We start from the raw sequence: 13503 nt of genomic DNA on the forward strand, positions 1-13503 counted from the left end.
CCCCCCCGCGCGCCCGCGCCCGCCCGGCCCGCCGGCCCCCCCCCCCCCCCCCCCCCCCCCCCCCCCCCCCCCCCCCCCGAGACGGGGGGTCAGGTGAGGGTGACCCGGTGCGCCCGGTCCGCCCGGGCTCGGGACATCCGGTCCACGAGGTCCGCGACCGGGAGGGTGACCCGCACGCCGGTGGCCGGGTCGGTGACGGCGACGAGCCCCGCCGCGGCCTCGGCCGGCCCGATCACCCCGAGCAGCGCGTCTCTCCGCCCGCGCGCCAGCCGCACCCGGTTGCCGAGCGACCCGTCCGGCTCCAGCCGCACCCGCAGGCCACGACGCCGCAGCAGCTCGACGGCCGCGTGGGCCGCCGCCACAGGGTCCACCGCGGGGTCCGCCGCGTCGTCGTCCTGCTGCCCGACGCCGGGCAGCGGGAGCAGGCAGAGCTGGACCGGAGCGAGCCAGAACGGCAGGCGACCCTCGTGCCGCTCGAGCAGGAAGGCGACCATGCGCTCCATCGACCCGACGGTGCCGCGATGGATCATCACCACGCGGCGTTGCTCGCCGTCGGCGTCGGTGTAGTCGAGGTCGAAGCGCTCGGGCTGGTTGAAGTCGACCTGTACGGTCGCGAGGGTCTCCTCGTGGCCCGCCGCGTCGATGACCTGGACGTCGATCTTCGGCCCGTAGAACGCGGCCTCGCCCGCGACCTCCCGCCACGGCACCGCCGGGCCTGGCACAGACGAACCGGCCTGCCCAGCCCCGGCTCCGGCCCCGCCCAGGACCTCCCGGAGCGCCTCCCGGAGCTGGCCCTGCGCCTCCTCCCACTGCTCGGGCGAGCCGAGCCAGCGGTCGGAGCCGTCGCGGGCGGACAGGCGCAGGTGGTCCGCCTCGAGGCCGAGGACGCCCAGCACCTCCAGCACGGCACCGAGCGCGGTCCGCACCTCGGCCTGTACCTGGTCGGGCCGGCAGAAGACGTGGGTGTCGTCGAGGGTGATCTGACGGACACGGCTCAGCCCCGACAGCACGCCGGACCGCTCGGCACGGAACATCGACCCGAGCTCGTGCAGGCGAACCGGCAGGTCACGGTACGAGCGCTGCTCCGACGCGTACACCTGCGCGTGGTGCGGGCAGTTGGCGGGGCGCAGGACGAGCTGGTCGCCCGGGTCGGGCGACCCGAGGTCGAGGGGCGGGAACATGTCGTCGGCGAACTTCGCCCAGTGGCCCGAGCGCTCGTACAACGCCCGCTTGCCCAGGACGGGCGAGTACACGGGCTCGCAGCCGGTCGCGACCGCGACCTCGTTCGCGTACTGCTCGAGCTCGCGGCGCACGGCCGCGCCGGCGGGCAGCCACAACGGCAGCCCGGGGCCGACGAGGGGGCTGGTGGCGAAGAGGCGCATCTCGCGCCCGAGCTCGCGGTGGTCGGTGCTCACGGGGGGTCTCCTCCCGGTCGTGGAGCCGCGACGGGGGACGACGAAGGCCCCGGAGCGAGCTCCGGGGCCTGGTGTGCTGCGGGTGCAGGTCAGCGCGCGCCGGAGGGTTCCGGCGTCGTCGTGGCGAGTGCGCTGTGCATGAGCCAGACACTACCCCACCCGCTCGTCGGCGGGCATGACCTTGCGCCGACTCATCGGCGCGGCAGCGGCCTCGGCTCGGCCCCGTCCGCCTCACTGGCCGGCGAGGCTGGGGCGGCAGCGGCGGCCAGCTCGCTCTCGTCCGCGGTCGCCCGGCAGTAGACACGCCGGCCGGCGCCGCGGCACAGGCCGTGCAACCCGGCGGCGAAGGCATGCAGGTCCTCGGGCGCGGCACGACGGAACCGGCGGGACAACATCCACTGACCGACGAGGGCGTCCAGCGTCGCGGGCTGCACCATCGCGAACAACGACACGAGATGGGCGGACAGACGGATCACGAGGCGGGCGCCGTCCGCGCTCTCGGCGACGAGCTGGGCGCTGCGCAGGCCGTCGTCGCCGGTCGGCCCGCCCAGCAGCCGTTCCAGCTGCCCCAGGACGGAAGCCGGGTCCACGACCTGGGACCGCACGCTCCCGTCGATCGGGGCTCCGTCCACGGTCAGGGCGGCAGCCTCGTCATCGGGAACCGTAAAATACTCGAACTTCATGAAGCGCATCATTCCGCATGCCCGACATGACCGTGCATGGCGCTCACGCCAGCGACGCGATCCGGGCCAGCTCGTCCTGGAGGGTCCGCGCGATCACCGCCGCCGGCACCGCGTCGCCGTCACAGTGGACAGCGCAGCGCAGCACCCCGTCGTAGGAGATCGCCGCGACACCGAGCCGCACGTTGCCCGCGAGCGGAGTGACGGGCCAGATCCGCTCCAGTCGCGCGCCCGCGAGGGCGAGCGGATGCCGCGGACCCGGCACGTTCGTCACGAACAGCGCGACGAGGCGCTGATGACGGGCGAGGCGCATGAACAGCCAGGTGCCGAGCCGTGTTCGGGTGAGCTCGAAGGTGCCGCGCGAGCGCGCCTCCTCCTTGCCTGCGCGGGTGAGCTCGGCGACCCGGCGCAGGCGCCGCACGACATCCGCCTCGCCCAGGGGCAGCGGGACGAGCATCACACCGACGGCGTTGCCGGACGGGCCACGCTCGCGCAGGGCGACCGGCACGCTCGCGGGCAGGCTCGCCGGGGGTTCCTCTCCGCACGCCAGCAGCGCAGCCCGGACGGCGGCCGCGACCGCGGCGAGCAGCGCGTCGTTGACGGTCGCACCGGCAAGGTCGGCGCCGACGGCGAGCGCGTCGAGCTCGACGTCGACGAACGCCACCGCCCGGCGAGGCCCGATCCGACCGAGCAGCGCCGTCCGAGGCACCGCAGGTCGCAGGACCGCGGCCGTGCGCTCGACCCCCGACGCAACCGTGCGCAGACGAGCCCGCAGCACACGCCGCCGTCCCGTGAGACCGGGGGCGGCAGCCGCCTGTCTCGCCGACGACGGCTCGCGGGCACCCGTCGTGGGCACGGCCGGGTCCATCAGCGCCTGCGCGAGCCGGACCGCGGCGACGCCGTCCGCCATCGCGTGGTGCACGCGGAACACGACCCCCGTCCTGGCGGGTGCGACACCCGGGACGACGAGCAGCTCCCAGAGCGGTCGGTCGAGCGGGAGCGGGGTGACGATGAGGCGCGCGCAGAGCGCCTCGAACCCTCCTTGCCCGTCGACCGGCGCGACGCGTCGCACGTGCTGAGCCAGATCGAGGCTCACCGGTTGCCACACGAGCGCACGCCTGACACGTCGCACCCGCTGGGCGAGGCGGGGCGCGACCACGACCCGATCGGCCAGGGCAGACCGCAGCTCCCTGAGGTCGACCCCACCGTCGGGACCGACGGGGCCTCCCGGCGCGAGCACGCCGGCCATCAGGAACACGTTCACCTGATAGGGGGTGTCCATCGCGATGTTCGACGCGTCGGCAGCCGTGAGCCGCTCGGTCATGCTCCCGTTCATTCGGGCGGCCACCTGAGCGATCCGCCTGCGAGCTGCACGGCGTCGACCACGACCCCCAGCCGTTCCCGCGCCCACCAGTTACCGGTCCGGCGCCGCTCCTCGGGCGTGGTGTACCGGTACCGGTACATCACCGCCCGCACGGCGCGCGGCGGACGCCCTCCGAACGGGTCGCGACGCAGCAGCCGCAGCGTCGGGGGGTCGGCCTCCAGCAACCGGCGGAGGAACACCTCGAACCACCCGGCGGGGTGGCCCAGGGGAAGGAACCACATCAGCCAGTCCAGCCTCAGGTGGTAGGGCGCCACCTGAGGCGGCCGCCGGTCCACGGGGCCGGGCTTGCCCCGGAACTCGTACTCGACCCAGTCGTCGGGCCCCGGTCTCTCGACGAGGGTGCCCTCCACGACGATCTCGTCGCGGCGCCGCGTCATGGAGCCGAACGCCCCGTAGGCGTTGACGAGCTGGAACGGCTCGAAGCTGGCGTTCATCCGCTGGTTGCGCGACATGAGGTTCCGGGCCGGCCGCACCGAGAGCACGGTGATCAGCAGCGCCACGGCGGTGACCACGACCACGTAGGCGAGCGGCGCCCCGGGCGAAGCGGCCGCCGCGGTGGCGGGCGGGACGTCGTCGGGCACGAACGGGAGGAGCCTGCCCAGCCAGGCCCACGTGCCGTCGTTGATCACGCCCACGGCCAGGACGATCGTGGCCCAGTTGAGCCACGCGAAGTTGCCGGTCACGACGAGCCAACCCTGGGTGAGGGCGAACGCGACGCCCGCGACCGACGGGAAGGGCTGCGGCAGGAAGAGCAGCCACGGGACCGCGAGCTGCGTGACGAAGGTGCCGACGACCTCGACCCGGTGCCACCACCGCGGCAGGTGGTGGGCGTGCCAGGAGAACGGGCCGGGCAGCGGCTGGGTCTCGTGGTGGTAGTAGAGGGCTGTGCGGTCGCGCCAGGCCGGGTCGCCACGCCACTTGATGAGGCCCGCGCCGTGCTCCAGCCGGAAGAGGAGCCAGCGCACGGCGAGGATCATCAGGAAGGGCGCCGGTACGACGTCGGACCCGAGGAACGCGACGAGGAACCCGGCCTCGCACAGCAGCGACTCCCAGCCGAAGGCGTAGAAGCGCTGGCCCACGTTGACCAGCGACAGGTACAGCCACCACAGCGCCAGGAACACGAGGGTGGGCACCCACCAGGGGCCAGCCTGCGGTAGCCCGGCGACGACGCTCGCCCCCAGCAGCACGCCGGACCACGTGCACGCCGCGAGCAGGCGGTCCGAGTAGCGCCACCGGAACAACGACGGCGCGTCGCGCCAGCGCGTCCGCGCCACGAACACGGCGACGGGCTGCAGGCCGTGCTCGCCGAGCAACGGCCGGAACTGGCGCAGCGCACCCCAGAACGCGAGCGCGTACAGCGCGCCGAAGCCACGCTGGAGCACCGCGCGCGCGACGTGGTAGTCCGCGGTGGACCACCAGCCGAGCCAGTCGGGCAGAGGGCCGGCCATGCCGTCACGCGCCAGCTCTCAGCCCATCGGGTACACGATGCGCGTCTGCCACTGACCGGGGTCCGCCTCGCTCTCGGGACCGACCAGGTACTCCTCCCACATCACCGGGGGCGGGGTCATCCCGTTCTCCTCGAACCAGGCCGTGAGCTCCTCGTACGTGGTCCGCAGGCTCTCGTAGGGCCCTCGGTGGATGACCTCCACCGTCGCGCCCGCAGGCAGCATCGCCGCGACGACGTCGTCCGACGGCGCGGCACCCGAGGGCACCGGGTACCCGGCGGTCACGTCGAACGTCTCCGCGTCCATGCCCTCGTAGAGCGCGACCGCCGGGCCCCCCGGGTCCACCCCTCGCGCCTCGAGCGCTTCGGCGGCGGCCGCCATGGCCCGAGGGAAGAACTCCCTGAGCTCGTCCATCCGCACCGACTCGTGCAGGCCCACGATCTCCTGCGCTGCACGCTCACCCCGCACGACGTCCATCTCGTCCGCCTCTCGTCCACGCCGGGCACCGCACGGCCCGGCATTTCCAGCATCAGCCATCAGCCCTGGTCGGCGCACCTCGACCGGCCGACTCGTCTCCGCACCGGCCCGCGCGGCTTGACACGAAGATTCCGTGGGTGGTGACATTGCGCGACTGTTAACGCTCACATTTCTCGCGAGGTCACCGTGCAACGAAGCACCCGTCCACCCTTTCGCGCCGTTCGCGCGGTCGCCGCGAGCGCCGTCCTCGCGCTGATCGGAAGCTCGATCCTCTTACTACCGGGGAGCGCGGCGCCGGCGCTCGCGGCCGAGACGGCCGACGTGACCGACGGGCTGCTCCTGCGCTACGACCTCACCCAGACCTCGGGCACCACGGTGACCGACAGCTCGGGCAACGGCCGCGACGGGACGCTGGCCGGGGGCGGCACGTGGACCGGATCGAGCCTGTCGCTCGACGGCGTCGACGACCACGTCAAGCTGCCGAACAACCTGATGACCGGGCTGTCGGCGATCACCGTGTCGACCGACGTGCTCGTCGCCACCGACCAGGCGACGCCGTTCTTCCTCTGGGGCCTTGGCAACACCGCGACCGGGAGCTCCGGCACCGGCTACCTCTTCGCCAGCGGCAACGCGTTCCGAGCGGGCATCACCACGACGAACTGGGCGGGCGAGAAGGTCACGGCGAAGTCGCCGAGCGGCAACCTTGCCCGCGGAGTCTGGAAGACGGTCACCTACACCCAGACCGGCACCACCGGCACGCTCTACGAGGACGGCGTCCAGGTCGGCCAGAACACCGCTGTGACGGTGCTGCCGAGCCAGGTCGGCGGCGGCGTGACCACGAACAACCTGCTCGGCGAGTCCAACTACGCCAGCGACAACAGCCTCAAGGGCAAGCTCCGCAACTTCCGGATCTACAACCGCGCGCTGACGGCGGCAGAGGTGTCCTCGATCGCGCTCACCGACGCGAACCGGCTCGCGGCCGACGTCGCGACCCTCGCACTCGGCGACCTCTCCGCCGTCACCGGCGACCTCACCCTCCCGGCCGCAGGCGAGTACGGCTCGACGATCGCCTGGTCGTCCAGCGACCCGGCGCACCTCGACGCCTCCGGCAACGTCACGCGCCCCGGTGCCGGGTCCGGCCCGGTCGACGTCACGCTCACCGCGACCCTGACCCGCGGCTCGGGCTCGGACACCAAGACGTTCGTCGCCACCGTGCTGCCCGACGAGGGCGACCAGTCCAAGGCGGACGCGGCAGCCGCCGCGCTGAGCATCGTGCACGCCGACGACGTGCGCGGCCACCTCACCCTGCCGACGTCCGGCCTGTACGACGCGTCAGTCACCTGGGCGTCCTCCGCCCCCGCCGTGGTCGGCGCCGACGGCATCGTCCAGCGCCCCGCGCCCGGTGCCGGAGACGCCCAGGTCACCCTGACCGCCTCCGTCGCCGTCGGCGGCGCGACCGCCACCCGCGCGATCGTCCTGACGGTGCGCGAGCTGCCGGCCCCGGCGGCGTACGAGGGCTATGCGTTCAGCTACTTCACCGGCAACTCGATCGCCGGCGAGAAGATCTACTTCGCGGCGAGCCGCGGCAACGACGCGCTGAAGTGGGACGAGCTCAACAACGGCCAGCCGACGCTCGAGTCGACCTTCGGCACCCTCGGCCTGCGCGACCCGTTCCTGATCCGCTCCCCCGAGGGCGACCGCTTCTTCCTGATCGCCACCGACCTGTCCATCGGCCGGAACGGCAACTGGGACGTGGCGCAGCGGCAGGGCAGCAAGTACCTCGAGATCTGGGAGTCCACCGACCTGATCAACTGGTCCGCGCAGCGGCACGTGAAGATCTCTCCCGACACCGCCGGCAACACCTGGGCGCCGGAGGCCTACTGGGACGAGGCGCTCGGGCAGTACGTCGTGTTCTGGGCCTCGAAGCTGTACGCCGCGGACGACCCGAACCACACCGGCAGCGCGTACAACCGGATGCTCTACTCGACGACGCGCGACTTCGTCACGTTCAGCGAGGCGCAGATCTGGCAGGACCGCGGTGAGTCGCGGATCGACTCCACGGTGATCAAGGAGAGCGGCGTCTACTACCGCTTCACCAAGGACGAGGGCGGCGGCGGCACCGGCTGCTCCGACATCATCCAGGAGAAGTCCACGTCGCTGACCGCCGTCGACCTGCCCGGCAACCCGTCGTGGCAGTTCATGACCGGCTGCATCGGCAAGAAGGCGGGAACCTCGGCGGTCGAGGGACCGACCGTCTTCAAGGCCAACCCGGGTGACACCTCCGGCTCGCCGTTCTACCTCTTCGTCGACGAGTACGGCGGCCGCGGCTACATCCCGCTCGGCACCGCCGACCTCGAGAACCCGAACTGGCAGGTGGCTCCGACGTACGACCTGCCCGCCAGCCCCCGCCACGGCACCGTCATCCCGGTCACCGCGGCCGAGCTCGCGCAGCTGCGCGCGGGCATCGTGATCCCGGAGCCGCCGACGCCCGTCGTGGCCGACGAGAACGGCCTGGTCGCGCACTACGAGCTCGACGAGACCAACGGCACCGTCGCCGCGGACAGCACGGGCCACGGCTACGACGGCGCGGTCAGCGGTGACGCCACCTGGGTCGACGGCTCGCTCACCCTCGGCGGGACCAACGGCCACGTGAAGCTGCCCGACGACATGATGGCCGGGCTCGACGCGATCACCGTCTCGTCGAAGGTGTGGATCGACTCGACGCAGGCGACGCCCTACTTCATCTGGGGCCTGGGCAACACCGACGGCGGTGGCACCGGCAACGGGTACCTGTTCACCACGGGCAACAACTACCGTTCGTCGATCGCCTCCGGGAACTGGAGCACCGAGCAGACCGTGACGTCCGGTTCGGCGCTGCCGCGCGGCGCCTGGAAGACGCTGACCTACACCCTCCAGGGCGGCACGGCCACGCTCTACCTCGACGGCGTGCAGGTCGGCCAGAGGACCGGCGTCACGATCAAGCCCGGCGACATCGGGGACGGCCGGACGACGGCCAACTACATCGGCCGCTCCAACTACACCGCCGACAAGTACCTCAAGGGCAAGGTGCGCGACTTCCGCGTCTACAACCGAGCCCTGTCGGCCGACGAGGTCAGGGAGCTCGGCGCCGACCCGACGGCCATCACCGGCGCGACCGTCGCCGGTCTCAAGGTCCCCGCCGTGATCGACGCCGCGACCTCGACGGTGACGCTGCCGATGACGCCCGGCACCGACCTGACGGCGCTGGAGCCGGCCTTCCAGGTCGTGTCCACGTCGACGATCTCGCCGGCGGTCACCGGCCCGGTCGACCTGTCGTCCGCCAAGACGTTCACGGTCACCGCCCAGGACGGCAGCAGCCGGGCCTGGACGGTGCGCGCCGTCGAGATGCGCTCGCCGGTTCTGCCGGGCCTGTACGCCGACCCGAACATCGTGCGCTTCGGCGACACCTACTACATCTACGCGACCACCGACGGCGTCGCCGGCTGGGGCGGCAAGGACTTCTACGTCTGGAAGTCCACGAACCTGGCCGACTGGGAGCGGTCCGCGGAGCCGTTCCTGACCCTCGACGGTGCGAACGGTGACGTGCCGTGGGCGACCGGGAACGCCTGGGCACCGACCATCATCGAGCGGGACGGGAAGTACTACTTCTACTTCTCCGGCCACAACCCGACCTACAACCGCAAGACGATCGGTGTCGCGGTGGCCGACAGCCCCGAGGGCCCGTTCACCGCGCAGCCGACCGCGATGATCCTCAACAACGAGGCGGTGACCTCGGGCCAGGCGATCGACCCGGCAGCGTTCCAGGACCCGGAGACCGGCAAGTACTTCCTGTTCTGGGGCAACGGTTCGCCGGTGTACGCCGAGCTGAGCGACGACATGCTGTCGATCAAGCAGGAGACGCTCGCGAAGATCAGCGGCCTCACGAGCTTCCGTGAGGGCAGCTTCCTCAACTACCGCGACGGGCTGTACCACCTGACGTACGCGATCGACGACACCGGCTCGGTCAACTATCGGACCGGCTACGCCACCGCCACCAGCATCGCCGGCCCGTGGACCTACCGCGGCGTCATCCTGGAGAAGGACACCACCCAGGGCATCCTCGCGACCGGGCACAGCTCGATCGTCCAGGTGGCCGGCACCGACGAGTGGTACATCGCCTACCACCGGTTCGCGATGCCCGGCGGTGACGGGACGCACCGGGAGACCACGATCGACCGGCTGACCTTCAACGCCGACGGGACGATGGCGAAGGTCGTGCCGACGCTCACGAGCATCGATCCGCTCACCTACGCGGGCGCCGAGCCGCAGGCCTCGGTCTCCGACGCCGGTGCGGACGGGTGGTACGGCGCGGACGCGGCCCTCACCGTGACCGGCGGCGACGGCGTGGCCGGGCTGCGGTACCGGCTCGACGGCGGCGCCTGGACGGCGTACGACGCCCCGGTGGACCTCCCGGCCGGGACCCATGTCGTCGACTACCGCGCGCAAGGCACCAACCTGCAGTGGAGCGCGACGCACACGCTCACGGTGAAGGTCGACGACGAGCCGCCCGCGGTCGTGGCGGACCTCTCCGGCCGCACGGTCACGGTGACCGCCACCGACGCCGGCTCCGGTGTCGCGTCGGTCGAGTACCAGCTCGACGGCGGCTCCTGGCTGGCGTACACCGGCCCGCTCGTGGTCGACGAGTTCCCGCACACCGTCGGCTTCCGGGCCGCGGACGTGGCCGGGAACGCGAGCTTCCAGGGCACCCTCGGCGTGCCGACGACGCTCGACCCCGCGCCGCAGGCGCTCAAGGCACCCAAGGCGCTGGGCAAGACCACGGTCGGCTCCACGCTCACCGCGACGCCCGGCGAGTGGGACCAGCCCGAGGAGGTGCTGACGTTCGCCTACCAGTGGCTGCGTGACGGCGAGCCGGTGGCCGGTGCGGTGGGCCAGACGTTCCGGCTCACGAGTGCGGACGTCGGCCACCGCCTGTCGGTCCGGGTCACGGCGACGCTCGAGGGTGCGCTCCCGGGCTCGGCGGTGTCCGCGCCCACCGCCGTGGTCACGCGCAAGGGGTAGACGACGGTGTAGCAGGGCCGGCGAGTCCCCCGTGTGCCATCGTGAAGAGGTGTTCCGCCTCCTAGGGCTCCTCGGGGGGCTCGCCGCCGTCACGGACCTCGGCACCGGTGCCGCGACCGACGAGTCGCTCGCGCGCGCGGTCGTGGCCTGCCGGCTCGCCCGGGTGCTGGGGTGCGAGGCCGAGGCGGTCCACGACGTGGTCTACGTCTCGCTGCTGGAGCACGTCGGCTGCACGGCGTACTCGGTCGAGCTCGCGGCCGCGCTGGGCGACGATGTCGTCGCGACGCGGATGTCCCTGCGGGCCGACCTCACGAGGACGCGCGAGGCGCTCGGCACGCTCGTGCCGGCGCTCGCGGGCGCGACGGGGCGGTCGCGCGCGGCCGTCGCGGTCGCCCTGCTGCGCCACTCCTCGGCGATCGACCGGGAGGGCCCGGCCGCGACGTGCGAGGTGGCCCGCGAGGCGTCCCGGCGCCTCGGGCTCACGGAGCCGGTGCAGGACGCGCTCGGGCACACCACCGCGTCGTGGGACGGGCGGGGCGTCCCGGCTGTCGCGGGCGGCGCCATCCCGCTCGCCACGCGCCTGACGCACGTCGCCTCGATCGCGACGACGTTCACCCTGCTCGAGTCGCGCGACCGCGCACGCGCCGAGGTGCGGCGCCGGGCGGGCACCGCGCTCGACCCAGAGCTCTCGGCCGCCCTTGCCGACCGCGCGGACGAGGTCCTCGACGGGATCGGCGAGGTCGACGCGTACGAGCTGCTGCTCGACGCCGAGCCCGACCCGGTGCGCCTGGTGGACGGGGCGCGGGTCGAGCAGGTGGCCCGCGTGTTCGGGGACATGGTCGACCTCAAGAGCCCGTGGCTGCACGGTCACAGCTCGGCAGTGGCAGAGCTCACGGCTCTCGCGGGACGGCGGGTCGGGCTGGCCGAGGACACGGTCGGCCGGCTGCGCTGTGCCGGCCACCTGCACGACATCGGCCGCGCCGGGGTCTCCAGCCGGGTGTGGAACAAGGCCGGTCCGCTGAGCGCGACCGAGCGCGACCAGGCGCGGCTCCACCCCTATCACGGGGAGCGGATCGTGGCTCGTGTCCCCGCCCTCGCGGGGGTGGCGCCGCTCGTCGGGCGGCATCACGAACGCCTGGACGGCAGCGGCTACCCGCACGGCGCGCTCGCGGCCGACCTGTCGATGGAGGCCCGCGTGCTGGCCGCGGCCGACGCCTACCAGACCTGGCTCGAGGGCCGCCCGCACGATCCACCGCGCCCCGCCACCGAGTCCGCGGACCGCGTCCTCGCCGAGGTCCGGGCCGGGCGCCTCGACGGCGACGCCGTCGAGGCGGTGCTCGGGGCCGCCGGTCACCGAGGCAACGGGCGCCGGGTACGCCCTGCGGGCCTCACCTCACGCCAGGTCGAGGTGCTCCGGCTCGTGGCCGCCGGGCTGTCCAACAAGGAGGTCGCCGCCAGGCTGGTCATCTCCCCCAGGACGGCAGAGCACCACATCCAGGACGTGTACTCCCGGATCGGCGTCGCCACGCGAGCGGGCGCGGCCCTGTTCGCCATGGAGCACGGCCTGTTCGGCGGCCCGCCCGCCGACGACGGCGCGGGGGCCGACGACGGCCCGCCGGCCGCCCAGGATTGGTAGGTCTACCCATGTCGGAGCACCCTGCCTGGCCTGACCCTGAGGACATGAGCACCTCGACCTCCCCCGCACCGCGCACCGCGGGCGCCCCGGCCCGCGAACCCCTCCTGACGTCGCGCTTCGTCCGCCTGGCTCTCGCCGACCTCGCGTACTTCACCTCGGTCGGCGTCGGCATCCTCGCGCTCCCCCTGTACGTCACCGGTCCGATGGGCTCCGACGCGGCCGGCGCGGGATTCGCGTTCGGCGCCTTCGCGCTCTCCGCGCTCCTGCTCCGCCCCGTCGCGGGACGACTCTGCGACCTCTGGGGGCGCGCGCCGCTCATGGTGGGCGGCGGGATCGTCGCAGCGACGACCCTGGCCCTCACCGCGCACGCCGGCTCGCTCATGCTCGTCGTGGCGCTGCGGGTGCTGCTCGGCGTCGCCGAAGCGGCGTTCTTCGTCGCGTCCTTCGCCGCGCTGGCCGACCTCGCGCCCGAGAGCCGGCGCGGGGAGGCGCTGAGCTACAACTCGCTCGGGCTCTATCTGGGGATCACGCTCGGGCCGCCGCTCGGCGAGCTCCTGATCGGCACCGTGGGCTTCACCGGCGCGTGGTACGGCGCGGGCGTGCTCGCGCTCGTCGGGGCGGCCACGGCCTGGTCCATCGGAGAGACGCGACCGGCCGGCCAGGTGCCCGACACGACCCGCAGGCCCGCGTGGATCTACCGGCCGGCGATCGGCCCCAGCCTCGGCTTCCTCGCGTCCGTGGTGGCTATGGGCGGGTTCCTGGCATTCGCCGCCCTACGAGCCGAGTCGCTCGGGATGGCGAATCTCAGCCTGCCCCTGCTGGTCTATGGCTCCGTGGTCGTCGTCGGACGCATCGCGTTCGCCCGGGTCGTCGACCGGCTGCCGGCGCTCCCCCTCGCCACCGCGGCGCTCGTCACGATCGCGGCCGGCCTCCTCCTGGTGGCGGGCCTGCGGACGCCCGCGGCCCTGCTCGCGGGGTCGGCGCTCATGGCGGTGGGAGTCACCTTCAGCACCCCGGCGTTCTTCTCGGCGATCTTCGCCACCGCGACGCCCGCCGAGCGTGGTGCGGCGTCGGGGACCGCGAGCATGGCGCTCGACCTCGGACTCGGAGCGGGGCCCATGGTCCTCGGGCTCACCGCCCGGGCGGTCGGGACGTCGTGGGCGTTCGGCGTCGCCGCGGGGATCGCCGTCGTCGGCGCGCTGTGGACGTGGTCGCTGCTACCCCACGACGAGCGCGTCCTGGACCGCCACCGCCGTGGTCCTGGGTCCTAGGACCTGTCCTACGTCCGGGTTTGGTGGGCGGCCAGGCCCGTGTGTCGTCGAACACCTCGCTTCCCGCCGACCGGGCCGTGACCGGGTACCAGAATGCGCTGTGGGCGGAGTAAGTGCCGGGTCCGGAGCGCGGGACC

8 protein-coding genes are annotated in these 13503 nt (G+C 73.2%); 3 read left to right on the forward strand and 5 right to left on the reverse strand.

What is annotated here, in order from left to right:
* Positions 1–89: 89 nt before the first annotated feature.
* The 5 genes from L1785_RS10845 to L1785_RS10865 form a co-directional block, all read right to left on the reverse strand.
* The gene (locus L1785_RS10845) at positions 90–1415 is read right to left on the reverse strand and encodes an aminoacyl--tRNA ligase-related protein (RefSeq protein WP_236089279.1); all 1326 of its coding nucleotides are present in this window, start codon (positions 1413–1415) and stop codon (positions 90–92) included.
* Between the two features lie 191 nt (positions 1416–1606).
* Complete coding sequence (locus L1785_RS10850; RefSeq protein ID WP_236089280.1) at positions 1607–2098, reverse strand: hypothetical protein; 492 nt, start codon at positions 2096–2098, stop codon at positions 1607–1609.
* 43 nt (positions 2099–2141) lie between these two features.
* Positions 2142–3419, reverse strand: coding sequence for a wax ester/triacylglycerol synthase domain-containing protein (locus L1785_RS10855; RefSeq protein ID WP_236089281.1), 1278 nt, complete (start codon positions 3417–3419; stop codon positions 2142–2144).
* 8 nt (positions 3420–3427) lie between these two features.
* Positions 3428–4927 (reverse strand): lipase maturation factor family protein, encoded by a 1500-nt coding sequence (locus L1785_RS10860; RefSeq protein ID WP_236089282.1) that lies wholly within the window; start codon positions 4925–4927, stop codon positions 3428–3430.
* Positions 4928–4945: 18 nt separating this feature from the next.
* Positions 4946–5401 (reverse strand): GyrI-like domain-containing protein, encoded by a 456-nt coding sequence (locus L1785_RS10865; protein ID WP_236089283.1) that lies wholly within the window; start codon positions 5399–5401, stop codon positions 4946–4948.
* Positions 5402–5587: 186 nt separating this feature from the next.
* Between L1785_RS10865 and L1785_RS10870 the strand changes: the two genes are divergently transcribed.
* Genes L1785_RS10870 through L1785_RS10880 form a run of 3 tightly spaced genes read left to right on the forward strand, consistent with a single transcriptional unit; the run spans position 5588 to position 13366 of the window.
* Positions 5588–10459, forward strand: coding sequence for a family 43 glycosylhydrolase (locus tag L1785_RS10870; RefSeq protein ID WP_236089284.1), 4872 nt, complete (start codon positions 5588–5590; stop codon positions 10457–10459).
* 49 nt (positions 10460–10508) lie between these two features.
* Positions 10509–12095: an HD domain-containing phosphohydrolase gene (locus tag L1785_RS23215; RefSeq protein ID WP_236089285.1), complete on the forward strand. Its 1587-nt coding sequence runs from the start codon at positions 10509–10511 to the stop codon at positions 12093–12095.
* Positions 12096–12139: 44 nt separating this feature from the next.
* Positions 12140–13366: an MFS transporter gene (locus L1785_RS10880; RefSeq protein WP_236089286.1), complete on the forward strand. Its 1227-nt coding sequence runs from the start codon at positions 12140–12142 to the stop codon at positions 13364–13366.
* The last annotated feature ends 137 nt before the right edge of the window (positions 13367–13503 follow it).

This window comes from Antribacter soli, from assembly GCF_021568775.1.
Taxonomy (GTDB): Bacteria; Actinomycetota; Actinomycetes; order Actinomycetales; family Cellulomonadaceae; genus Antribacter; species Antribacter soli.

Coding starts and splice junctions, on each gene's coding strand:
- L1785_RS10880 (WP_236089286.1), top strand. CDS start 12,140: ATGAGCACCTCGACCTCCCCCGCACCGCGCACCGCGGGCGCCCCGGCC.
- L1785_RS10865 (WP_236089283.1), bottom strand. CDS start 5,401: ATGGACGTCGTGCGGGGTGAGCGTGCAGCGCAGGAGATCGTGGGCCTG.
- L1785_RS10850 (WP_236089280.1), bottom strand. CDS start 2,098: ATGAAGTTCGAGTATTTTACGGTTCCCGATGACGAGGCTGCCGCCCTG.
- L1785_RS10855 (WP_236089281.1), bottom strand. CDS start 3,419: ATGACCGAGCGGCTCACGGCTGCCGACGCGTCGAACATCGCGATGGAC.
- L1785_RS10860 (WP_236089282.1), bottom strand. CDS start 4,927: ATGGCCGGCCCTCTGCCCGACTGGCTCGGCTGGTGGTCCACCGCGGAC.